General features: G+C 46.9%; 13 protein-coding genes. All 13 read right to left on the reverse strand.

From position 1 onward, the window contains the following. Positions 1-102: 102 nt before the first annotated feature. Positions 103-3,741, reverse strand: a complete 3,639-nt coding sequence (locus tag AC3WTJ_RS08110; protein WP_492521395.1) for an immunoglobulin-like domain-containing protein — start codon at positions 3,739-3,741, stop codon at positions 103-105. Further along, complete coding sequence (locus AC3WTJ_RS08115) at positions 3,738-6,905, reverse strand: GH92 family glycosyl hydrolase (RefSeq protein ID WP_492521396.1); 3,168 nt, start codon at positions 6,903-6,905, stop codon at positions 3,738-3,740. Before AC3WTJ_RS08115 ends, AC3WTJ_RS08110 begins: the two co-directional genes overlap by 4 nt. 77 nt (positions 6,906-6,982) lie before the next feature. Next, positions 6,983-12,889, reverse strand: coding sequence for a GH92 family glycosyl hydrolase (locus tag AC3WTJ_RS08120; RefSeq protein WP_492521397.1), 5,907 nt, complete (start codon positions 12,887-12,889; stop codon positions 6,983-6,985). Positions 12,890-13,126: 237 nt separating this feature from the next. Then, positions 13,127-14,704 (reverse strand): cohesin domain-containing protein, encoded by a 1,578-nt coding sequence (locus AC3WTJ_RS08125; RefSeq protein WP_492521398.1) that lies wholly within the window; start codon positions 14,702-14,704, stop codon positions 13,127-13,129. A 46-nt stretch (positions 14,705-14,750) separates the two neighbouring features. Continuing rightward, a complete protein-coding gene (locus AC3WTJ_RS08130) occupies positions 14,751-15,779 on the reverse strand; it encodes an S-layer homology domain-containing protein (protein ID WP_492521399.1) in 1,029 nt (342 codons plus the stop codon). Positions 15,780-15,806: 27 nt separating this feature from the next. Further along, positions 15,807-16,628 (reverse strand): carbohydrate ABC transporter permease, encoded by an 822-nt coding sequence (locus AC3WTJ_RS08135; protein WP_407872224.1) that lies wholly within the window; start codon positions 16,626-16,628, stop codon positions 15,807-15,809. A gap of 1 nt (position 16,629) precedes the next feature. Then, positions 16,630-17,556 (reverse strand): carbohydrate ABC transporter permease, encoded by a 927-nt coding sequence (locus AC3WTJ_RS08140; protein ID WP_157324608.1) that lies wholly within the window; start codon positions 17,554-17,556, stop codon positions 16,630-16,632. A gap of 69 nt (positions 17,557-17,625) precedes the next feature. Next, on the reverse strand, positions 17,626-18,984 hold the full coding sequence (locus tag AC3WTJ_RS08145) for an ABC transporter substrate-binding protein (RefSeq protein WP_492521400.1): 1,359 nt from the start codon (positions 18,982-18,984) through the stop codon (positions 17,626-17,628). 133 nt (positions 18,985-19,117) lie between these two features. Beyond that, complete coding sequence (locus tag AC3WTJ_RS08150) at positions 19,118-19,894, reverse strand: response regulator transcription factor (RefSeq protein WP_492521401.1); 777 nt, start codon at positions 19,892-19,894, stop codon at positions 19,118-19,120. A 16-nt stretch (positions 19,895-19,910) separates the two neighbouring features. Continuing rightward, a complete protein-coding gene (locus AC3WTJ_RS08155; RefSeq protein ID WP_407873046.1) occupies positions 19,911-21,239 on the reverse strand; it encodes an ABC transporter substrate-binding protein in 1,329 nt (442 codons plus the stop codon). Between the two features lie 9 nt (positions 21,240-21,248). After that, a complete protein-coding gene (locus tag AC3WTJ_RS08160; protein ID WP_492521402.1) occupies positions 21,249-23,051 on the reverse strand; it encodes a sensor histidine kinase in 1,803 nt (600 codons plus the stop codon). 157 nt (positions 23,052-23,208) lie between these two features. Further along, on the reverse strand, positions 23,209-24,075 hold the full coding sequence (locus AC3WTJ_RS08165; RefSeq protein ID WP_492521403.1) for an AraC family transcriptional regulator: 867 nt from the start codon (positions 24,073-24,075) through the stop codon (positions 23,209-23,211). A gap of 166 nt (positions 24,076-24,241) precedes the next feature. Beyond that, positions 24,242-25,441, reverse strand: coding sequence for an MFS transporter (locus AC3WTJ_RS08170; protein ID WP_492521404.1), 1,200 nt, complete (start codon positions 25,439-25,441; stop codon positions 24,242-24,244). Position 25,442: the final 1 nt, after the last annotated feature.

Here is a 25,442-nt window from a genome sequence, read left to right on the forward strand (position 1 = left end):
TAAAGCTAAGCTTAGGATGTGATCACCGGGCAGCTTCTATTCCATTTTTAGACATGTAAAAAAGAGATGATGTCACAATGTACACCACCTCTAGCCTACCTTCTAGCCAAGAATCATTTTTGCTGCAATCGCTATGTCACCGATATCAATTACTCCATCATTGTTGAGATCCGCTTTCTTATACAATGCCCAGTTTGGATCATCAGAATTTTTACCATAGTAAGATGCCATCATTGCCAAATCACCGATACTGAAGTGGTTATCTCCGTTCAAGTCACCTGGCGTTTGCGTGTTGATAGATGCCAGGAATGATTGGAGCGCCGCATTCAACTCGGCGGAAGCTTGATCCACTTGGGTTTGGCTTGCTGCCGCGTTATCGGCCACATCTTTGGCTTGGGCGATAGTGGCTTGTAACACAGCTTTCGAACCAACCGGATATTGTCCGACACTTGGGCCTTCTGCCGCCGCGTCATGCGCTGCCTGAGCTTGCGCAATAAGTTCATGGAGACCGGCTTTGTTTACGCTGTTGATTAGAATTGGATGTACAACGCCAGCTACATTGGTTTCGACCCCATCACCGTCTGAAATAATGGCGCTGGACAGCGATATCGCTGTGGATATAGGCAACGCAGAAGATCTGGCTTTCCATTGCAGGTTAATCAAACCGGTCGCCAGAAGATCTTTGACCGCAGCTATCCTTGCAGCAAGGACACGGACTTGACCTGGTGTTTCCTTCGTACTTACGAAGAAGACATCCTCTTGTCGCGATTTTGCAGAGATAAACTCCACAGCTGCCGCGTCATACGTGAAGATCAAGTCATGCGCGTAGACGTTTTGACTCACGCTGTGCAAATCATAAGTAAGATCGAAAGTGCCACCGGAGCTGACTTGATCAACACCGATTAAATACGCGATGTTTCCGGCAGGACTTTCTTTTATTTTAAAATCAATCGTATACGTCTTCTGTGTGGAGCGGTCTTCTGCCGTAACTACAATTGTCGCTTGGCCCGGCAGTTTGTCAGCCTGAGTAACTACCAACGTTGCATTCGAATCTGCCGTTGTTGCTGCAACTGTCGGTACTTGGACTTCGCCTTCCGGCAGTTCCACGGTGTAGGCTGCTTTGTTTGGATCAAAACCGGACATCCGCTCCCCATTTATTGTGATGCTGCTTAAGGCTGCATCGTCATTCAATGGCTCTTCGACCTCACCAAGCGCAGCAACCGTGATGTTAAAGGTTTTCGTGAGGCTTGTCGTACCTCTGCTAATCCTGGCTGTCAGCACAGCCGTTACATTCGGATCACCGTAACAAGGCCGCACGATGTTGCCATGGAAATCGATCACTCCCGGATCTGAACTTGACCACGTAATCACCACTTCAGGCGAACCGTTTATGCTGATCGGCAAGAACAAATTGTTCACGACGGATCTCGTATTCCCCAAATCAAGCGACGCTGCAGCCGATATCACACTTTGCTCGTTTGCACTCATTGCTTTAACGGTTAAGGAAAATGTTTTCATATCAGTATCGGCACCTTTGGTCAACGTAGCTGTTAACATAACACTCGCATCCGGCTGCCCGACACCTGGACGATGAACTTGCCCAGTTTCACTAATAGCATCTGGATTAGAGCTATTCCAGTTTATCGTGGAGCCAAATCGGCCATGACTCGGTAAATACACATTGCCGGTCACCGTATTGCTGCTGCCAAGCTCAAGCTCGGCTTTGTCTGCGGCCAGATCTCCCTTATCTCCTTGGGCAACCACCGTCAGAATAAAAGGTTTATTTGCCGCTACCCCTCCGCTTGTGATCGTTGCCGTTAAGGTCACTACCGCGTTCGGTTGACCCGCTTCTGGCCGGGACACATGCCCGGCATCGTCAATCACAGCAGGATTCGATGAATGCCATGCAATCGCCGATCGATATTTACCTTTTGTCACCAGCGTTAAATGGTCAGCAACCGCGCTCGTATTTCCCAATTGCAGTGCGGCTTTATCCAAATCAACCGCTTCAGCGTCGTCCATGGGAAGTACTTCGATTTGAAAAGCCTTCGTCGCGATCGAATCACCTTTGATAATCGTAGCCGTCAGCTTTAACTCCGCGCTTGGCTCCCCTTGAATGGGTCTGGTCACGATATGCCCGGAATCGCTCATGACCAGCGGATTTGAGCTCTCCCATGTGATTCTTGTTTGCTGTTCGCCTGCTACAGGCAAATTCAAATCATGGGAGACTCCGGATGTATCGCCTAAGCTAAGTGCAGCTTTCGCGGCATTAACGGCGAGGGTATCCTTTTCTCCAACCGTCGAACTGTGATCGATAGTGATATCATCGACGGAGCCGCGAAAGAAGCCTGATACCGTACCGCTGGAATCGAATGCGAACAAAATTTTATCGATGACTTTTCCATTCGCCACTTCTCCGAGGTTCGTCGTAATGAAATTCCATTGATCTTCGACAACGAAACCGCCTTTCCCCTGCGAATTCGGATGAAGGAAGACACCATTCTGATCTTTGGCGCCCAAGTCATGCAGATAAGTACCATCTGTAAACAAAATATCAAGCGCCACGTACTTACTTGTCGTTCTTGTCAAAGTCGACAGAACATCGGACTCTTTCTCAGGAAACAGCCAATAAGACAAGGTTGTCGAGGCCTTAACCGGAATCTCCGTATCAAAGATTTGGTTGTAAGCGTAGGATTGATTAGCATCTAGAGCATTTCCGGAAAATTGGAGAGCAGCCGCGCCATTGTGCGCCCCGGTACCTTTTTTGGACTCCATCCCGCCGATCCCGCAGCAAAATTCCCCGACATTTTTCGTCAACGACAAGATCCTGTACGTATTAGCCGGCCCCGTCGTATCTGTAGGAGCGAGATCCTCCGCTTCAAAACCTGAGTCGAAATCAATTCCCGCCTCATATTGGTAATCGGCCTCCCGCATCGCCAATACAGTTACGGCAAACTTTTTGATCTGAGATGCAGAGCCTTTCTTCACCGTTGCTGTCAAGGTGAGCTGTGCATTCGGCTGGCCGAGATCCGGACGTTTCACGATTTTGCCCGTGTTGCTGAGTACGCCAGGATTCGAACTTTCCCACGTGATGGTTGTGCCTTTCCTGAACGTTGATGGAAGGATGACTCCTTTCGTTAAAGCCGTCGTATCTCCTAAATCAAGTGCTGCGACTGCTGACGCTACAGAAGTATTGTCATCAAGTTCCGTTGCATACAATTTCCAGTCCGCTAATTGCGTATTCGTTGACTCCCCGTTGTTATTCAAAATGAACAACCGGTAATAGCCGTACTCCTTCACTTTGTCGACAGCAATCGTATATTCTTTCGTTTGGAAACGTGCGCTGAATGATTGATTGCTTTGCTCATCCAGCACGTTCCAGCTCAACCCATCATTCGAACCCTCAATTCGCCAATTTTTGGGGTCCCTTGTCGCTGCATCGTTGGCCGATACCATGGCATATTTACTAACGGCTTGGGTATCCCCATAATTGAATTGGACCTGCACCCAAACATTCGTTGTTTGAGCCCCCAGCCACTTCGTGTTGGCATTATTATCGAACAATTTCACAGCGGTTTCATTAGGCTGGTTTTCTTTGCTGAACTTAACGGTCATATTGCTTGCAAGAGCGACATTGACTAAATCCCCAGGAGCCGCTTGAGCGATCAGGTTCGGAAGCAGGCAGAACATCAGCAGGCTGCAAATCAGAACATGCCAACGACTTAAGAGCTGTCTCATCATCTTCCAGTTACCTCCTTGTACCTGGCGTTCACATTAGGCAACTGGACAAGCCTCCACGGCTTCGCCTCGCTGCTGAATCCAGCCGGAGCTTCGGTAGCTGCTGCCTCTTTTGTATTCAAAACGGCAACTAATGGCTGTGCAGCATCCGAATTGTTCGCGTCGGGCGCCTTTTGTGCGCTATCCTGCATTGGCGTGTAGTTGCTGCAGGCAATGGCGACTTGAGAAGCAAACTGCCCCTTGGAAGGCGGCGCCAACGGATCTGGTGGATTCGTTGCCCAGCTTGTATTAGGCGTTGTGCCCAGCGTAAAATCAAGAACCGCTCCATCCTTGAAGTACTCGTATGGCAGCCAGGTACTGTCATAGCTGTGGCCATTGAGCTTTAAGTCCTGAATATACTTCGCTTCTTCCGAAGCATGATTGCCGATTATCCTGATTTGTTTGCAATCGTTTAATTGAATAATCGTTTCCTCGAAAAGTGGCGCGTGCATCGAAAAGCCACCGATACCCGGAATCGACGGGTACAGCCCAAGTGCAGCCAGAACGAACCACGCAGAGCCCGCTCCCAAATCATTGTTGCCGATCAGACCGGCAGGTCCATCGTGGAACAGCTCCGTCATGCCTTTGCGCACGATTTCCTGGGTTTTCCAAGGCTGCCCGGCAAAGTTGTAAGCCCACGGAATACCGTAACTCGGTTGATTACCCAAGAATGAATACGGCTCTGTCGATCCTGCATTCAATTTTTGGAAGAAGAAATCGAGCCTTGTTCTTGCTGCCTCCAAACCGCCCATTTTCTCGAATAATCCCTTGTAGTCAAAAGGAAGCACCCATGTGTACTGAGCGGAGTTTGCTTCCTGGAAACCATGCTCGCTAGCTGGATCAAAGGTGCTCTCGAAATTCCCGTTCGCCAGTCGCGGTTGAATATAGCCATCTTTGAACGAAAGCCTCCAGCTCTGTGAGCGGGTCAAATACGTATTATATTTCCCCTCGTCTCCAAGCGCTTTAGCAAATTGAGCAATCGCAAAGTCCGCATTGTTATATTCCGGGATATAACCGGTTACCCAGCCGCCTCTTTCAATCGGAATATAGCCCAGCTGCAGATAATCGGCCAAATTAAAGCGACCATTCAAGCTGGATGGTGTCGATGCATGAAAGTCCATCACTTTCAAAGCTTCTTGCAAATCAAAGTTTCTGGCTCCAAAAGCGTACATGTTGGAAATCGTTATCGAAGCGGGATCGCCGTTCATCACGTTTGTTTCGGAATTGGCAATACTCCATTTCGGTAAAAACCCGCTTCTGCTTTTGGCATCATCAACGAAGGATTGCGCGATATCTGAGCCTATTTCCGGGAATAGAAGCCCTATGAGCTGCATCTGTGTGCGGTATACGTCCCATCCGGAAAAAGTCGAATAATGGGTGTATTTGCCCCCGGTATTATAGATCTTTTGATCGAAGCCTCTATAATCGCCATTCACATCGCTGAACACATTCGGATGTATCAAGGAATGATACAAGAAAGAGTAAAGCATCCGCTTATGCTTCTCGGTCCCGCCTGTGACTTGAATTTTACTGAGCGCCGTTTTCCATTTGGCCTGCGCCGTTTGTTTGACGGATTCGAAGTTCCAGCCAGGGTTCTCCGTTTTCAAATTCAGCTTCGCATGCTCCATATCGGTATAGGAGATCGCAACCTTAACATAAACCTCTTTCTGGCTAGATGTATCAAACCTGACATAACCGCCAACCTTCCGGTTGTTCGGAATTTCCGATTGTGCAGATTGGCTGTCTTTCGTAATTTGAGAGCCTTTATACGTGCCGACCTCTGTGAACGGCTGACTGAACTCTGCTGCGAAATAAACGGTGTAGTTGTTCGTATTTTCAGCTAATGTACCGCTCCCTTTGGTCCCGCAGAATCCGCCGGCATTCACATACCCGGTCACCATGCTGCTATCCTTGTCAATTTGGATGTTGGCATCCCTAACGCCTGTGGCGTTAATGCCCGTATTAATCAGCATCATTGCCTGTGTGGAAGCAGGGTAGGTAAATCTGCCGATACTTGTTCTCTCCGTTGATGTAAATTCCGTTTTAATGTTGTATTTATCCAACAAGACACTATAATAGCCGGGGATTGCAATTTCATTTTCGCGTTGAAAAGGTGAAGCATAGTCTTCGAAATGTGTTGCCGGGGATTTTCCCATTTTGCCTACGACTGGTAGAAAGGGAATGTTCTGCGCAATATCGCAGCCAGGACCGTCAATATGCGTCAAACTGAATCCGGCAATAGATTTACGATCATAATCATACCCTGAGCCCAAAGGTGATTTACCGGATCCAAGGTCGTTGTAACCGGTATCCGGACTCCATTGGATCATACCGAAAGGTACAACTGCACCCGGGAACGTATTCCCCCTATTGCCGCCGAAACCGACAATATCAAGCTTATTGTTCTGTGAGCCTAACAACGGATTGGCGTAGGCCGACGGATCGAATTCAGAGTTTCTAATTTGAATGTCATCGACAAATCCTCGGTAGGTCCCTGCGTTTCCGCCGCTTTGTTCGTATGAAATGAGGATCCGTTTAATCGTTTTCCCCGCTGCAGCCGAACCCACAGTCGAAGTAATAAAATTCCATGTGTCTATAGCCAATTGATTGCCTTTGCCTTGTTCTTCGGGACTCATGACAATACCGTGCTGGTCAACAGCTTGATAATTGTGCAGATAGCTTCCATCTTCAAAAGCAAGATCTACAGCGACATACGTGCTGTTTTTCCCATGATTCAAGTCAGTCCCGCCTAGTGTTGTATGGCTTTGCGGATAAATCCAATAAGATAAAGTGGTATTGGGTTTAACAGGAATGTTCACTTCGAACACTTTATTGTAAGCATAGGCTGCGCTTGTATCGGAAATTTTTCCCGCATAAAGCAATGCTTTTTTACCGGATTGGCGCATTTCGCTGGAAATTTTGGATTCCGCCTGGCTCACATGATTGCTCGCTTCGGTTTCATCTTCCCAGTTTGGCTGAACAGCCTCAGCGCTTTCGAACCCTGCATTGAAGCTTGGTGCCGCAGCTTCTGCTGAATGCTCGAATGCCGGTGTGATGAACAACATACTCCACAACAGCACAAAACTAAGTAAAAGACTGCACGATTTCTTGAAGGTCTTTCTATTCATCGCGTTCACCTCCACTTTTTTTCCATGAGAAAAATCGGGAGGAAGACGTTACCGCCTGCCATCCTCCCGATAGCTTGTTATTGATTCAAAATTTTACTTGCAATGATCGCAAGGTCAGCGACATCGATCTGGCCATCGCCACTCAGATCCGCTTTTTTGTACAGGTTCCAATTAGCATCCTGATCATTTTTACCATAATAAGCAGCCACAATAGCCAAGTCACCGATAGTAAACTTATCGTCACCATTCATATCCTCAGGTACGCGTGTATTCACCGATGCTAGGAAGCCTTGCAGAGCCGAGTTCAGTTCGGTCACAGCTTGATCTACTTGAGATTGCGTAGCCGCTGCGTCACTGGCGATCTGGCTGGCTGCGTTAATGGCCGCTTGCAGAAGTGCTTTAGCCCCTGCCGGATATTCGCCGGTTTTGGTGCCTTCTACGGCTGCATCATGCGTCGATTGTGCTTCTGCAATCAAGGCATTAAGTGCTGCTTTATCCACTGTGCTGTTGATTGCATTTTTGAACGTTTGTAAAGCTGCATTCAGCTGCGTTCTTGCCAGGTCTACTTCATCCTGTACAGCTTGCAAGTTCGCTGCCACTGCTTTAGCCGTATCGATAGCTACTTGCAGAATTGCTTTGGAACCTACCGGATATTGACCGTATTTGGTTCCTTCCACAGCTGCGTCGTGTACTGCTTGCGCCTCTGTAATCAGGTTGTTCAGCGCTGTTTTGTCCACCGCTTTAATGCTGATCGTTTTCGAAACGCCTGACATTTCTGTCTCTTTTCCTTCTCCATCAGCAATCACAAGTTGGGAGACCGCGATTGTGCCGGCTGCGCCAAGCTCCGATGTCTTCGCTTTGAATTGAAGCGACAGCAGGGCACCGTTTGGCTGGGAAGCACTCGGCCCAACATGAACGGCGAGGTATCGGCTTTGACCAGGCGCTTTTTTCTCGTCCACGATCACGAAATCTTTTTCCTTCGCCGATTTAGCGGAAAGCAATTCAAAAATATCCGAATTATACGTAATCGTAAAATCTTGACCATATACGCTTTGTGTCACTCCGCCTAATCCATACGTCAAATTAAACGTTTGGCCAGCCGAAACGACGGAACTGCCGCTTAAGAACGCCGTTGCTTCGCTCTTGCCGTGTTCAATGGAAATATCATCGAAATATCCGCGTGAATATCCGGTTTTCCCTGTAGCATTAAAGGAAATGAGAATTTTATCTACCCTTTTCCCGGCAGCTACTGCTCCGATATTGGATGTCACAAAATTCCATTGATCAGAAATAAGTTTACCTCCATTTCCTTGTGCCAGCGGATTAAGACCAACACCGTTTTGATCGACGGCACTCAGATTATGCAGATACGTGCCATCGGTGAACAGCAAGTCAACGGCATAATTCTGGCTTGTTGTTCTAGCATTACCAGGCAGTACGGTTCCTTCGCTGCCTTCTGGATTTATCCAGTAAGAAAGCACTGTAGATGGTTTAATGTCGAAATCAGCGTCAAACATTTGATTATAAGCATAGTTCTCTACAGCACTTGTCGCATTACCGGAATACAGGATCGCACTTGTGCTGTTATTTCGTCCTGGTGTACCAACCTTTGTTTCAACGCCGCCGATTCCGCAGCAGAATTCGCCGATGTTCTTTGATTCGATGGTACGGTTTTCCCAAGTCGGCATGACATCGCCAGCTTCAAGTCCTGTTTTGAAATCAACGCCGGCCTCGTAGCTTAGATCCGTTTCATTGAGAGCAAGCACCGTGATCGTAATAACCTTCGTAGCGCTTACGCTGCCTTTATTCACCGTTGCGGTCAACGTTAAGATCTCATCCGGCTGCCCAAAATCAGGACGTTTTATAATTTTACCTTCGTTGGAAACAATCGCAGGATTAGAACTTACCCATGTAATCGTTGTACCAAATTCAAAGTTGCCGGTAGGTAGCGTCAGCTTCTTTGTCACAGCGCTGGTATTGCCTAAATCCAGGCCTTTAACGGTTTCAGCTACCGCTGTTTCATCGTTTACAAGAGGTGTTGGGTAACCAAGGAGCTCAATTTCGGCAAATGAAGTAGTAGCGGTTCCCGAATTCTCTGTAACCTCTAATCGGTAGAATTCATATTTACCCGGAGTTTGAATCGTGAATGGTCGGGTATACAAACGCCATGCGAAAGTTTCATTCGTTCTTTGATCCAATAACGTCCAATTCTGACCGTCATTGGAGCCCTTCAGCATCCAGCTTTTCGCATCGCCGTCAGTATTCCCCGAAGTCAGTGTATACATGGCCGCCTGCTTTTTCGAGCCGAGGAATTGATACTGAATCCATGGCTTCGCGCTGTTTAACGTAACTCGGGTATTCGAGCTGTTATCGAACAAGTTGCCGATTGTGGAGCTGTTCGTACTGTCAGTTACTTTGGCAAACCCTTGAGCAACCAATTTATCTGTCATGTCTTTTAATGGAGCAGGAACAGCAGACCCTTGGGTAATGGAGGACGGCACGTCATTTTCTCCGCTTCCCCATGTAGAAGGCGTAGGCCCCATATCAAAGTCCAGCGTAGCTCCTGCTGCAAGCACAGCATGCGGCAGCGATGTTTGCGTATAAGCTTCGCCATTCACTTTCAAGCTTTGCACGTATTTATTCTCTTTGCTGTTATTCGGTGCATTAACGACGAGTTTTTTGCCATTTTCAAGTTGGATCGTCGCTTTTTTGAACAATGGTGCGCCTACCGCATATTCCGGGCTGCCCATTTTGAGCGGATAGAAGCCTAATGCTCCGAAAATATACCAAGCTGACATTTCACCGTTATCCTCGTCACCTGCATAACCTTGGCCAATTTGGCTTCCAAGATATAACCGGTCTAAAGCTTCACGAACTTTCTCCTGTGTCTTCCAAGGTTGCCCAGCATAATCATACATGTAGATAATATGGTGAGACGGCTGATTGCTGTGGCCGTATTGTCCCATTCTTACGTCTCTGGCTTCTGTCATCTCATGGATGACACCGCCGTATGAACCGGCATTAGAGCTGGAAGCAGGTTCCGGTATGCTGAAGAATGAATCCAGTTTCTCTGCCAACTTCGCTCTGCCACCATACAGATTAGCCAATCCTTGGCCATCCTGCGGAGCATGGAAAGCCATGTTCCACGCATTCGTTTCCGTGTAATCGTTGCCCCAATTTCTAGGATCGAAATTCGCCGCCGAGGATCTCCAAGCACCACTGGCTGTTCTACCATTGAAGAATCCTAAATCAGGGTTAAACATGTTGACATAATTTTGTGCCCGGTTGATGTAGTATTGTTGGTCATCTTTGTAGTGAGCGTTATACGCATCGTTGGTATCATTTTTCTTAGCGAGCGCATCGGCCAGGTTGGCAATACCAAAATCATTGATGTAGCCATCTACAGCCCATGCCAAGCCTTCACCTGTATCCGTATTCGTATAGCCGTCGAAAACGGAGGTCGCCATCCCTTTTCTGCCTACATTGGCATTTGGCGGAGTGACGGCAGCGTCTTTCAACGCGGATTGATAGAAGCTTTGAACATCAAAGTTCGTAACACCTTTCAAGTATGCATCCGCAAAAGCAACATTCGCGCTTGTTCCTACCATCAAGTTGGCATAACCAGGAGAGGACCATCTGGAAATCCAACCGCCATCCCGATAGTGCTGAACGAAACCGTCAATAAATTCGCCAGCCTTAGACGGCGTTAACAAGGAATAGGCCGGCCATGCCGTACGGTACGTATCCCAGAAACCGTTGTTAACATAAATTTTGCCGTCATTAATTTTGGCGCATGATGTCGTTGCCGTACTTGTGGAACATGATGTAATCGGCGTTTGATCCGCATGCTTGTAGACCGGCGCTTCATTCGTGCCCACATTCTCAAAAGCGGAGTTCGGATACAAGAATAAACGGTACATGTTGGAGTATAAAGTAATCAGTTGATCTTCTGAGGCACCTTCAACCTGAATGATGCCCATTTGTTGATCCCACTGTGTTTGAGCTTTCTCTTTTATCGTTTCAAAAGTGTCTGCAGGACTGATTTCCAACTCCAGGTTTTTCTTGGCCTGATCTAAACTGATCAAGGAAGTTGCGATCTTCATCGTGACCACTTTATTCGTCGTTGTGTCGAATTTGTAGTAGGCCTGCACATTGGTTCCACCGCCGCCACTGCCCGTCAACTTGCCGCTTGCAGTAACCGGCTTATCGAAGGTTGCATAGATGAAAATGCGCGTTGCGCCTGTGGAAAGGCCGCTTTTTTGGTCCGAGTAGCCTGAGATAGCATTGTTAGCTGCATCCAGCGTAATACCGCCACTATTGCTTTGGTTGTCAAAAAGCAGATTGGACGAATCTCCGGCAAATGTGAATCGGAACATCGCTGCATGATCGGTTGGCGTATACTCCGTTTTGAGACCGTTCTCAAAAGTTACGCCATAATAATACGGCTTGGCGATTTCGTTCTCGTGCTTGAAAGGTAACGCCCTTGTCGTACGGCTAATATTTGGCGTTCCCACCGTGTCGGAAGGCATCACATGGAAGGTTTGCCGATCCCCCATCCAAGGGCTTGGCTCATGGCTTAATGCGAACGCTTGAATCGTAGGTAAGTTGTTCGCGTTATTGCTTTGATTGTAATAATAAGCCCAGTCGGAGCTTGCATTTGTTTTCGGTATCCAGAAGTTAAATCCGTGAGGAACAGCAACGGCTGGAATATTATTTCCTCTGGAGAAAGTTCCATTGGACTGCGTGCCTCTGAGGATGTTGGCATAATCGGAGAGCCGGCTGTAATTTACAGGAGCAGGACTCCCTACAATTTTAATATCATCGATCGTACCTTTAAATCCCGTACCGGTTTTCGCAGCTGGATTATCGTACCCAACTAGAATCCGTTTAATTGTTTTTCCGGCGGCTACCGCCCCGATATTGGATTTTTTGAAGTTCCATTGATTGTTGTAAAGTGTTTTGGAGTTTCCTTGTTCTTGAGGATTAAGTTTAACGCCGTGTTGATCGAGCGCACCAAGATTATGTAGATAAGTGCCATCTGAAAATGCGAGATCTACCGCTGCGTAAGTGCTGGAGTAATCCATTTGCGCTTTATCCGTGAATTCAGGAGCAATGTAATAGGAGAGTTCGGTACTTGGCGTCACGGCGATATCGGCATCATACACTTTGTTATAGGAATAAGCTCTGCCGTCAACCAGGTGAGTTCCGGAGTAGGTAAACCCTTTCAAACCGGTCCACCCTGCATTTGATTTGGCATTATATAGTCCTGATGGACCGTTCGAGACATAGGACTTCATATCTGCTGGCGGAGGAGGAGGGAGAACAATACCGTTGGAAAGTTGGAACTCGGACATCTGAATGTAAGAATCTCCGCTGTTCGCCGTAATGTTTAACCGGTAATAGACATACGGTGTTTCATTCGCGAAGTCATAGACTTTCGTCTGAAAACGCTCGCTAAAGGTCTGGTTGGTTCTCGTATCCAGCGTCGTCCAGGTGCTGCCATCATTGGAGCCTTCAAACTGCCAGTTTTTAGGGTCTCTTCCAGCCGAATCGTTCGCAGAGGTCAAGGCATATCTCATGACGGCCGATGCTTCACTAAGCTTGAATCTGACCCAGCTCGTCGAGTTCGTATCCAACCATTTGGAATTCGTGTTTGAATCGATCAAATTGACGGCGACTTCACCTGAAGATGCGTACTCTCCTCTTGCGGTTACTTCAACGACTTTATTCGTAATGCTGCCCGGAATGCCTGCAAACGGCGTATTGCCGTCGATCCCCGAAGTTAGAGGATTCCCGTCGATGTCTGACTCGACTTTATTTTCCCAAGTCACTATCGGGTCACTTGCCTCGAATGACGAGTAGAAGTCAGCACCTTCTGCAGCAGCAGCGGATGCCCGCTGATTCGTAGGCAGATAAAATGATCCTGCCAGAAGTGTAAAACTCGTTGCCATAGCCAGAAATTTCCTAGCTTTCCGGTTACCCATTCCAGAAAACCTCCCATTATTGTTTTCAAAGCGATCGTGATCGTTAAGAGTCAAGCAGCCTCCTTTCGAAGCACACCTGTAAGCGCTTCCCCATACATATCTTACTGAAAGAGCCTGGCTTTAACTATGCGGTAAATCTATCTTTTCTTCCGATAAAATAATCACATTTCCATTCCATCGGCATTTAGGAATACAAAAAGTGAGGTCGCTTACCGCCTATCCCCTCACTTTGTGCCTTTAACGAAAAATCCATTTGGCTACCATTGCCAGATCGTCGATATCCACCTTGCCGTTCTGATTGAGATCAGCTTGTTCATACTTCGCCCAATCCTGATCTTCTGACGTACGTCCGTAAGCCGCCGCAACCACAGCCAAATCTCCCACAGAAATTTTGTTATCACTATTGAGATCAACCAAACTAATGCGAACGCTGTGTGATACACCGTTAATGGTTATTTCCAAACCGTCTGTATGGGTCAGCACGATGTCTTGAATCGCCATTGTTGTTGTTACTGGCTGAGAAATGGATTTAGCCTTCCAGCGCAGCACTAATAAATCAACGTCCTCTTTTATTGGATGTTCCCCTGCATGGAGTATGACATGAACTTGTCCATTCATTTCGGAATCGATGACAGCGGACATGTCTTCACGAATCGTATCCACTCCGAGGAATTCCAAATGTTCCGCCTCATAAGTCAGTGTGAAATCCTGAGCATAGATGCTCTCAGTTACACTTTTAAGTCCATAAGTTAGTGTAAATAGACCTTCGGAATAAACGGATTCCTGACCGGTTAATTGGGCCGATGGCAGCTGGTTTGCCTGTGTGGTGACAGTTACGCTGGGACCATTCGTACTCCAAAGCCCGGATGCGTTACCCGCTTCCACTTTAAAGGTATACGCCTTATTCGGCATCAATGACGTAATTGCGTATTGATAGACATTGCCCGTCACAGTGGCTAAAGCCTGCCCATCCTGGTAAATCCTATAGCCGGTTATCCCGTCTGGATCGGTCGCACCGGACCATGATAACTTCACGCCTGAACTCGACACGCCGGATACGTCAAGGCGCTTTGCTGCCGTCCATTCGGGAGGTTTCGGCGCATCCGGCAAACCACTCATGATCGCTTTGGCTATGATCGCCAAATCCGCAATATCAATCCTGCCATCGGGATGGACATCCGCCTTCACATGTTTGGCCCAATCGGAGTCAGCCGATGTTTTACCATAGGAAGCTGCCGCAATCGCTAAATCCCCGATCGTGTATTTGTTGTCTCCATTCAAATCCCCAGGCTGCGAGTTATCTGCAGAAAGTTGGACCGTATGTGTCGTGCCGCTTACGTTGGTTTCCACGCCATCACCGTTTGAAACAATGAGATTGCTAATTGTTACATCGGATGAGGCAGAATGAGTAAGCTTCTTTGAGCTCCAATGAAGCGTTAACAATTCGCTATCTTCGTGAATCGCATACTGCGCCCCATGGCTCACCGCAATGATTCGAACTTGTCCAGGTGTGTCAGACAGTCCGACAATCGAGAACTGATCCTTTAATTCCTTTACTGTTTCCGCACCATGAAAACTCAACTGCTCAGCATCATAAGTAACTGTGAGATCCTGAGCGTAGACCGCTTGCGTAACTCCCTTCAATCCATAGGTCAAATCAAATGCATCGCCAACCAACACCTTGTCCTGACCGGACAAGGTGGCATGGATGGCTTCGTCGGCTTTGGCAAGTGAGAGATCAGCAAACCAGTTCGCCGATAAAAGCATGAGAAGCGCATATACAAGGTATGTTCTATACCTTTTTCTTTTTCTCATCGTCTAATATCCTCTCTGGCTTTATGTATAGACAAATGGCGGCCTATCATTTCTTATAATCAAGCAAAGATAGAAGGAGTGTGACCGCCTCAGCCCGGGTCGCGTTGTCATTCGGCATGAACAGATGATCTCCCTTGCCTTGAACCAGCCCGGCTTCTGCTGCAGCCGCTACGAAAGAGTGCGCCCAGGCAGGAATTTGGTCTTTATCGGCAAAAGTCGATATTGGTTGCTCAGCTGTCTGGATACCTGAAGCCCGCACAATCATCGTGGTGATTTCGGCTCGGGAAATCATTTGGTCTGGACGGAACGTGTTGTCTTCATACCCTGATACGATGCCGGCGTTTACGGCTGAAGCGATGCTTGATTTCGCCCATTCCGGTATCGTAGACTCGTCTGCAAAGGTAAGCTGATCTTGGCCGTTCAACGGTAACTGAATGGCACGAGCTAGCATGGTCGCAAACTCTGCGCGTGTGATAAGTCCTTGCGGCCTAAAACTGCCATCCTCATAACCGTTGACAAAGCCCAGTTTCGCCGCTCTTTCAATCGCCTCTTTCGCCCAGTGCCCTGCAATATCACGAAACATAGCTGCATTATCGTTCGTTATATCCATAGCAATCTGCGTGCCCGCATTTTGTTTACTGGAAACCATTTTGCTGGTGACCAGCTTCACGTCCGTAAGTTCTACCTCTGCTTGGCCTTTCCCAATCGGTTCAAAAGCAAGCGTGCATAAGGGAACCTTCCCGCTTTCCCCGGCCTTATTGCCAATTTTGGTACTCGCAAATTGAATTTGATTATTTTTCACGATAGCAGGAATGGAGAAGCCATCTAGCGCGCTTTTCGCCTCCTTAAATCGTAATTGGTTGGGGTCATAAACAAAATTCACTTCATAAGCGTATACATCCTGAAGGTTATCCCCTGTCACTGTCACGTTAATTTCCTTGTCTTTCCCTACTTCAGGTTTATCGTTACTGATTGTTAGCGTGTAAGTGAAGGAATCTGCAGCCCAAGTGGAGATTGGAACTAGCAATATACAGAACATGAGAACCAGGTACATTCCGGAAATTTTACGTTTCATGCAGATCGTTCCTTTCTGAGCGTCCTTCTATCCTTTAATCGAACCTGCCAGGAGCCCCCGAATAAAATACTTGCTCAAGAAAATATAAACGAGCAGCGTAGGTAAAGCGGCCAAAATCGCTCCGGCCATCTGTACGTTCCACTGTACGATTTGACTGCCTGACAGGTTTTGCAGAGCCACCATGATCGGTTGTTGTTTCTGGGTGGTCAAGGTAACGGCAAACAAAAATTCGTTCCATACACTCGTGAATTGCCAGATGCCTACTACAACAAATCCTGTTAATGAAAGTGGAATCATAATATACCGATAAATACCGAAAAATCCGGTTCCGTCAATTTTGGCCGATTCCAACACTTCCGTTGGGATTCCCACATAAAAGTTGCGAAACATCAGGGTGCAAATGGGCAGACCGTACACGACATGAACGAGAATCAGCCCAGGAATCGAGTTGTAAAGTTTAATCGTTTGCAGAAATTGAATTAAGGGAATTAGTATACTTTGGTAGGGAATAAACATCCCGAATAACATCAGGGAGAACAAAAAGTTCGATCCTCTAAACTTCCATTTTGATAAAATGTAGCCGTTTAAAGATCCAAGCAGTGAAGACAACAACGTAGCCGGAATGGCAAGCAAAAAGCTGTTCGTCAAATTGGGAATCAGCTTCTTAAACGCTTCTTGATAACCTTTCAAGTTAAAATACTGAGGCAGCGCCCACATTTTATCGAGTGTGATTTCGTTAAGTCCCTTGACGCTCGTGATGAGCATGACATATACCGGAACCAGATAAACAATCGCCAAAACGATCAGCGCCACATACAACAGCGTACGATTCACGCGCTCCAGCGACATATTATTCCTCTCCTTTGCGCAAGTTGGAAATTAAGTAAGGAATGATGAGTAAGGAAACTAGCAGCAGCATAATCATCGCGATTCCTGCTCCTTGGGCATAGTGATTTCCGCGGAATGTCGTTTCAAACATGTATACACCCGGCACATCTGTAACGAACATCGCACCAGGTCCTGTCATGGCATAGACCAAGTCAAAAATCTTTAGAGAAATATGCGCCAAAATAATGATCAAACTCATCGTGATGGGCTTCAACTGCGGCAAAATCACCTTTCGAAGCACCTGCCATTCCGTTGCGCCGTCCACACGTGCCGCTTCCCGGAGTTCTTCGGAGATGTTCCGCAATCCGGCCAAATACATCGCCATGGCGAATCCCGACATTTGCCAGATGGCCGCAATTGCAACAGCAATAATGGCGACCGGAAGGCCGACATCAATCTGGCCTACTGGAATTTTGGGAATAATTTGCGTGCTTACAAACCAGCTGGGCACATTCGTAACCCCAAGCGACTTCAGCAATAAGTTAACCCCAGTCGTTGGATTCAAAATCCATTGCCACACAACCCCGGTTACAACAAAAGAAAGCGCCATCGGAAATACGAATATATTTCGAAAAAATGCTTCCCCTCGAATCTTCCGATCGACCATCACTGCCAGAAATAAGCCAACAAACATCCCGCCGGCGATGAATAGAGCCGTAAACATCACCGTATTTCTTAAATCCGCTTGAAACCGGAAATCATTAAATAAAAAAGCATAGTTGCTGAATCCTGCAAAGGTCAGGTTTTTTACGAGTGTATTCCACTCTGATAGCGATACGTAGCCGGTCCAGGCTATAAAACCATACACGAATATGGCGATTGCCACTAAAGACGGCATCAGCATGGCGATAGGCACAAGCTTCTCCGACTTCCAACGAAAAGCGTTCATCGATTCACACTCCAGAAAAACAAGGCCAGATGCCTAAATCCAACATCTGGCCCTGACGATTTTTCAAGCCTATTTCTTCATGCCATTGGCAGTTTGTGCTTGTTTAAGCGCTTTTGCCGCTTGCTCTACATCGCCTTGCGTTACAAAAATATTAATCGCTTGGTTCGCTTGTGTCGTAAAGCCTTCAGGCGCTGCCGAGCCGTGAGCCATACTTGGCGTCAGTTTGCTCTTTTTAAAATCTTCGATTGTCGTTTTGCCATAGATGTCGTATTTGGAAACGTCCGCATCCACCCTTGCCGGAATGGACCCCTTCAACGGGTTAAACACGTCTTGACCTTCTACCGAGCCAAGAACCTTCAGGAATTCTTTCGCTGTCGCTTGGTCTTTGGAATCCTTCGGTAAAGCGAATGTATCCGTTACGACCATGAAGCTGCCGTCCGTATTCGGGGAAGCCACCCATCCAAAATCCTCGTTTACTTTCAGTTTCAAATCCGTCGTGAAATATCCTTTTGCCCAATCTCCCATGTTGTTCATTGCCGCTTCACCGTTGGCTACCAGCTGTGCGGCATCCTGCCAGTTACGTGCAGCATGATCTTTATTTGTATAAGAAAGCATCTTTTTAAAAGTTTCGAGCGATTTTTTCACGCGTGCATCGTCGAACGGAATTTCACCGGTCCATAATTTTTTGTAATCGTCAGCGCCAAATTCGCCGAGCAAGACATTTTCGAACAACATGGTCGCTGTCCACGGTTCTTTGTCACCCAGTGCCAGAGGCGTAATGCCTTTCGCTTTCAATGCATCCGCTACTTTAACGAATTCATCAAATGTCGTAGGCGCTTTCAAACCATTCTGGTCAAAAATTTTCTTATTGTAGAAAATCACGTTCCCCCGGTGAATATTAACCGGTACCGAGTAGATATTGCCGTCCTTGCTAACCATCTCAATCAGGTCTTTCGGAAACTTATCCTTCCAACCTTCCTTGTCGTACAGGTCGTTCAATGGGCTGACTTTAGCAGCTGCCACCCAGCCTGTATTCAGTTCTGCCCCACCATGAACTTGGAAGGCCGAAGGCGGGTCTCCGCCTTGCATGCGGCTGGCGAGAACAGCTTTGGCATTGGTTCCGGCACCGCCGGCAACAGCCGCATTAATGACTTCAATGTCCGGATATTTATTTTTGAACAGTTTAATAAGTCCTTGAAGGCCCGCTTCTTCACCGGCACCCGTCCACCAGCTGAAGATTTCCACTTGTTTCTTGCCAGCAGCCGGAGCCGGCGTAGCTGGCGCTGCCGATGCGGCAGGCGTGTTTGCGGCCGCAGCCGGAGTTGGAGCCGGACTGTTCGTCGCCTCGTTGGTCGTGGTGCCGCATGCCGTAAGAAGCGAACCCGTTAATGTTACAGTCGAAAGAATCAAAGATAATTTACGTTTCACAGTACTTCCCCTTTCAGATCGCTTTTGTATGAAACCGCTTTACAAAATTATCTTACTCAATTGGGGAAATTCTTTTAATGAGGTAAATCTATCTTTTATTCCGTTTTTTTGCACAAAACGCAATCCTTGTTAGTTAAGCATGCTTTGACCTATAATCCCCAGGCGACATGCCCTTTTGCTTTTGAAACCATTCGCTGAAATAACGGGGATTCGGGTAGCCGACAGCCTCTCCAATTTGATAAATCTTCAGGTTGCTGCTGCCAAGAAGCTCACAGGCTTTCTCAATGCGCAGCTGTGATAAATAATCGCTGAACGATTTGCCCATTTCTTGGCGGAACAACCTGCTTAAATAGTTCGAAGTCACAAACAGCTCATCCGCAATCTGATTCAGATGCAGGTCTTCTGTGAACCTCGCGCTCATCATTTGAAGCGCTTTCTTAATCAAATAGGAGCTGGGCTCCTCAGCGACCTTCTGCTCCTGTATATCAGGCGCTGCTGCCTCGTTGGCGCACAGCGTCTTTGCTTTCTGCAAAGCCACCTCGATCTCTTCCACATCCGAAGGTTTAAGCAGATAATCTACAGCTCCTAAACGAAGCGCTTCTTGGGCGTATTTAAAATCACCATACCCGCTGAGGAAAATAACCTTGGTACTCAACAACAAACGACTTTCCTTTTCCAATTCGCGCAATCTTGCAACTAATTCAAGCCCCGTCATATTGGGCATGCGAATATCCGACAACAGAATGTCGACGGGATGCTCCTCCATATAGCGGATAGCTTCAAGCCCGTCTTGAAAGACTTGAACCAGTTCGATTCCGAGCGATTCCCAATTGATATGTTCGCTTAAGCCTTCCCGAATCCAGGTTTCGTCATCAATAATGACGGCACGGCAAACGGTCGTCGTAGTCATCGAGTCATCCTCCGTCCTATTTCAAATTTCCGTTCATTTTCATTGAGAGTTGGCGTAATTCATTCGCTGCATCTTTAAAAGATATTTCCGGCTTGGCAAAAGATGTAATGATTTTGGCCAATGCCCTTTCTTCAATTTCCACCATCGCCGGGTAATAACTAATTGAAGGTTCAATTTTGGCCATATCCATACTCTTCAAAATTAAGGCAAAATCTGGTCTCGTCTCTTCAAAAGACGGATCACCTAGAATGGAGCGCCTTGCCGGTATCCCCCCCTGCTGCGCATAAATCATTCCCCCGCGTTTCCCTGTTGCATATTCGAGAAATTTCCAGGCGTCCACAGCGTTTCTGGAACTTGCATTAATGGCAAGCGTCCAACCATGCTGAAATGGGACACGCTTAATATGGCCAAATTGATCTTTGGTGCCTGGAATTAGCGCAATTTTGATTGCCTCTTTATTGGGGTCGCTATTTTGCTTGATCATTGGATACGCTGCATTCCAGTATGGTGCCGCCATGGCGATCTCACCTGCGATTAAAGCATCACGGGTTCTAGCGAAATCCCAACTTAGCAAATCCTGCGGGACCACTTTCTCCTGAACCAGTTTCTCCATATATTTGCCGGCTTGAACCGATTCCTCGCGATCCAACAAGACGTTCCCGTCTTCCTCATTCAGCACGTCGCCTCCATACGACCACAACAGGGATGCGAAGATCTTGGATCTTTCTTCCGGCACAACAGCGGGCATCGCAAGCCCCCATCTCGTAGGAGAAGTAGGGTTTTTACTTCTGGTATACGTTTGGGCTAACTCGAATAATTCGTCCCAGGTTTCCGGTGGATGGGGAATTAAGTCGCTTCGATAATACAAAAAGTGCGTGCTAATATCCGTCGGCAATGCATAAGTTGTATCTTGATATTTGTAAGTGGCCAAAAAATCGCTCACATCAAACGACTGGATATCCGTCAAATTTTTATCATTCATAAACGAATCTAACGGAAGAATGGCATGCACGGCCGCAAATTGCGCGATGGATGTATTCGGAATCGAGACAATATCGAATGACTCTGTCCCAGCCAGCAGCTGCGTGCCGACAGAAGTGAAATAGACATCTCTTCCCAATTCGATATACTCCACCTGAATCCCCGTATCCGCTTCAAACGTCTTCGAAATTTGACGCATCGCCGTCGATTCCGTACCGGTGCGAATCAACACTTTTATCTTTTTGGGGCTCGCTAATGCTTTAGGAGAATCCACGGTCACCCGATCCAATAAGAGCAAGCTGCTTAACGCCCAGACGAGAAGTAAAACGAACGAAACCAACATTAATCGATTGAAATGCAGCATTTTCAAATGCTATGCCCCCTCTTGATCCTCTTGCAACGCAGCCAATCGATAAGGGATTGTAACCGTTACCAACGCGCCTTGATCTTCACCTGCCGCTACCTCAATGCCATACTCTGTCCCGAAGGCCGTCTGAATTCTCTGCTGCACATTTCGCAGTCCCACATGGTTATTTGAAGTTGCATTCTGCAGCAAAAGCCGGACATGTTCCAGATCGACCTGCCTCCCCGTATTCGAAATGACGATCAGCACGTTATCTTCGCTTCGAAACGCTTTGATCAAGACTTTTCCGCCATCCTGACTCTTGGATATCCCATGTTCTAAAGCGTTTTCAATTAACGGCTGCAAAATAAGCGGCATCACATTGACATAAGCAACTTCGGGTTCCAGCTCAATTTCATAATACAGCTTGTCTCTATACCGGAAGGATTGAATTTGCAAATAGTTCTCCACATGCTCAAGTTCTTTCCCCAGTGTTGTCCATTCCTGACCGGCATTAAGGGTGAACCGGAAGAACCTTCCTAAAGCCGTCACCAGCTTGCTGATGGATTCCGCTTTATGCTTCTTGGCCATCCAATAAATCATATCCAGCGTATTATATAAAAAATGAGGATGGATCTGCATTTGCAGCGCTTGAAGAAGAGCCTCGCGTTTTTCCTTCTGCTGCTTTTCATTTTCATGAATGAGCCTTTGAATACGGTCCATCAACCGATTAAAGCTAAATTGCAAGATGCTGATCTCTTGAATGGGTCCTTGCGTATCCCGAACATGGAGATTGTCTTTCGCCGCAAATGCCATTAACCTGGCAAGATTAATAACCGGCTTCGAAATAGCGGTAGCCAAAAGAAACGAGACAATCACGGCGACAAGCGCGCCAATGGCCGACATCATTAACAAATACCGCAATATTTTTTGATTGGGCCCGATTAGTTCATTGATGGGGACGACCGCCGTCATCTTCCACCCGCTAATTTGGGAAGTATCGAAGGCGAGCAGCCATTTGCCATCCACAATCTGCAGCCCTTGGCCTTGAGAAGGCAAATCTTGTATGGCTTGGCTTATTTTATTATTTTGAGACAGCTGAGCGTCCTGCTGATAAATCACATCGCCGGAAGCATCCGTGACTAATAATGAGCCTGTTGAACCAATTTGAACGTTTCGCAAATGCTCGCTTATAAAACGATCGTTAAATTGCACAAATAAATAACCCCTAAGCTTAGCGGTGTTACTGTCAATGAGACGCCGAGCAGCCGTTACGGACGCGCGAACCGGAGTTTCGAAACCGTCTTTTAGACGATAAATCGACCTTTTATCGCTGAACCAATTCATCTTTAAGGGCTGCCGCTCAATCTGATCCATAACGAACTGAATATTGACGCGATCAACTTGCTCATACGTATAAAATAAATTTTCTGTCGAAAGAACCTCATGTCCAGCTGTTATAAAATAGATGGCTCGAATATGCTCAAGCCTGCCACGAAACAGGTTGGAATAGACCATATTTTTAAATTTCTGATTGGCTTCGAACAGTGGATAGGAGGAGTCTAAGGGGCCGTTTAAAAAATCAAGCGACTGTTCATACAACAAAGTCCAAGTGAGCCGATCAATTTCGGAAAGATTGGCATCCAAAGCACGCTGAGTTTGCCCAACGGTCTGCAGCAAATACTGGCTAACCTGCTTTTGAAACAATTCATTTTCCTTCTTATAGGTAATATACGTGATTACGACTAGCGGAAGAATCATGAGCAGTAGAAAAACGGACAGCAAGATCGTGCGAATAGAGATTAGTTTGCTGACATTATTGAAAGCGCTCACCCTTTCCACCGATTAAATACACGAATAATCTATCATGTTCAATTTGAAATGTTTGTCGAAATAAGTGAAAGATCCCATAAAAAATAATAAATTGTTGCAAAAAAAGAGAGGATGCTTCGGAAGCACCCTCTCAACATGATTGTTTATGAAGTCTCACTTATTTTTTCGAAACAGGAATCCAAATTTCGCTTCGAAAGTTGGGGGATGTTACCTCTTTGCTTTCATTCCATAGGATCTCCGGACCATCCACTTGTTCATAGCTCGACGATGGAAACCACTCGGCATAGATGCGGCCCCATACTTGTTGCAGCGTTTCCGGGAAAGGACCCACAGCTTCAAATACGGCCCATGAGGAGGCGGGAACTTCAAGTGCAGCCAGATGATCCGGGCACTCTTTCGTAGTAGCCGCTCCTATATAATGATCGAGCTCCCCTTTCTCTTCCATCCTCCCTTCTGAAAAGTTGGCTGACCCGCTAATGAGCCCGCTTGGCGTCACATTCGAAAGCGATTTAAGCTCTTGAATAAGCTCTGCGTTTAAGCTTCCCCACATAGCGGCGATTTCCGGATTTACTCCCTCAAAAATAATCGGTACCCTCTTCTTCAGTCCCACGATGCGAAATGCTTCTTTCTCTTCAATCCGGTAGTTCATGACATCTCCTCCTTTAATGGTGAGCTGGAAGGTCAGTCTTGGGTAAGCTTTTAACGTTTGCCCCGTCTCTCTTGCCTCCGTTGGCGTTATCCCATGCATGCTTTGAAAAGCTCTGGTAAAAGAATCCGGCGAATAATAGCCGTATTTGACCGCCAAATCAATAATCTTGATTGCGCTATGGTTCAGCTCAAATGCAGCAAGCGTAAGCCTTCTGCGACGGATATATTCCGACAGAGAGACACCGGCCAGGAACGAGAACATTCTTTTAAAATGAAACTCCGAACACATCGCTATTCTGGCAGCTTCTTTGAAATCAATCTCTTCCGTCAAATTTTCTTCGATATAAGATAAAGCCCCATTCATGTTCTCAAGCATCTTCAAGCTCACCTCCCTCGCTTATCTATACAATAGCAATTGTACAAAGACGCCATCCGACTTTTCGTGCACAATCTCGCAGGGTCCTTGGTTTTAAAAAGAAGAAGAAAAAGAGACTGTCTTGAGGTTTATTAACCTGTGGGACAGCCTCTTGTTGTCATGAAAATCAAAAACTTTGCACCCGCGCTTGCTTTTCCTTCATGATCGGCATCAACAGCCATGCTCCAACCAGGAGCAAACAGCCGCTGAGCACATAGACCGAAAGCAGTGAGGACATATCTTTTAAATATCCGGAAATCGACATGCCTACCACCATCATGCCCATAAAAATGGGAGTTATCGCGCCTCCCACCCTACCCATATAAGCGGCTTCTGTATTTTTCATGAGAAGAGTTTGAATGCCGACTTGAATGCAAGGGTAAAATAACCCGCTAAGGGCTTGGAGCGCAAAGGACAGCAGCAATATCTTCGAAGCTCCGACTGCAATGGTACATATGGCGCTGACCAGCAAGCCCACAGCAAGCAAAACTTGTGGTTTCACTCTCTTGGCTACCGTCATGATGAAAGCTCCGCCAATCAGCATGGCCGCGCCGTTCGTCATTAGAAACCACTGCATAAATGATTTATCCTGTCCTAAATTTTCAATCGTGATAAAAATCATTAGGGGCTGAATCATCCCCGCGGCAAGCCCTGAAGCGGCAAAAGTTGCACCCAGGGTTCGTAATGAACGGTTAGACCATACATAACTGATCCCAGCTTTCATCTCGGTCATAAAACTACCTGTATGATGCGCGTTCGCTTCCTCGGTGTCACGAGGCAAAAACGACAAGATGATGGCGGAGGTCAGGAAAAATAAAAACGTCAACAAAAGGGAAACCTGAATCCCAAACTGCATGAAAATAAAAACACCAATGATGGGACCGACAACGGTAAAGATGCCGATTAACGATTGCGATAAAGCCATGACACTTTGCAGTTTGTCAGCGGCTACGTGTTTCTTATAGAGCTTCATGGCGGATGGTTGCGAAAATTGAGATAAACTCGCTGAGATCAGTGTTCCAATTAATAGCGCATACCATTCACCCATCACTAGAGCGAGCAACACGGCTAACACGGAAACAGCTGATAAAAAGTCACTCCAAACCATGGTGCGCTTTGGTTTCCAGCGGTCCGCGAATGTCCCTCCGATGATGGCGAATAAAAATATCGGAGCAAATTCAACGACGGAAATAAGTGAAACAAACTTAGGATCATTATTTGTAATATCGGTCACATATAAAAGCACGGCAAAATTTCTTATCCATACGCCTAACTGCAGGAACACCCGCGACAGGATAATCGTTCGCACATATCGATTCGTAAACACT

The sequence above is a fragment of the Paenibacillus sp. FW101-FHT12H11 genome (genome assembly GCF_058790355.1).

Coding starts and splice junctions, on each gene's coding strand:
- AC3WTJ_RS08155 (WP_407873046.1), bottom strand. CDS start 21,239: ATGCTGCATTTCAATCGATTAATGTTGGTTTCGTTCGTTTTACTTCTC.
- AC3WTJ_RS08165 (WP_492521403.1), bottom strand. CDS start 24,075: ATGCTTGAGAACATGAATGGGGCTTTATCTTATATCGAAGAAAATTTG.
- AC3WTJ_RS08130 (WP_492521399.1), bottom strand. CDS start 15,779: ATGAAACGTAAAATTTCCGGAATGTACCTGGTTCTCATGTTCTGTATA.
- AC3WTJ_RS08140 (WP_157324608.1), bottom strand. CDS start 17,556: ATGAACGCTTTTCGTTGGAAGTCGGAGAAGCTTGTGCCTATCGCCATG.
- AC3WTJ_RS08135 (WP_407872224.1), bottom strand. CDS start 16,628: ATGTCGCTGGAGCGCGTGAATCGTACGCTGTTGTATGTGGCGCTGATC.
- AC3WTJ_RS08115 (WP_492521396.1), bottom strand. CDS start 6,905: ATGAATAGAAAGACCTTCAAGAAATCGTGCAGTCTTTTACTTAGTTTT.
- AC3WTJ_RS08150 (WP_492521401.1), bottom strand. CDS start 19,894: ATGACTACGACGACCGTTTGCCGTGCCGTCATTATTGATGACGAAACC.
- AC3WTJ_RS08110 (WP_492521395.1), bottom strand. CDS start 3,741: ATGATGAGACAGCTCTTAAGTCGTTGGCATGTTCTGATTTGCAGCCTG.
- AC3WTJ_RS08125 (WP_492521398.1), bottom strand. CDS start 14,704: ATGAGAAAAAGAAAAAGGTATAGAACATACCTTGTATATGCGCTTCTC.
- AC3WTJ_RS08120 (WP_492521397.1), bottom strand. CDS start 12,889: ATGGGTAACCGGAAAGCTAGGAAATTTCTGGCTATGGCAACGAGTTTT.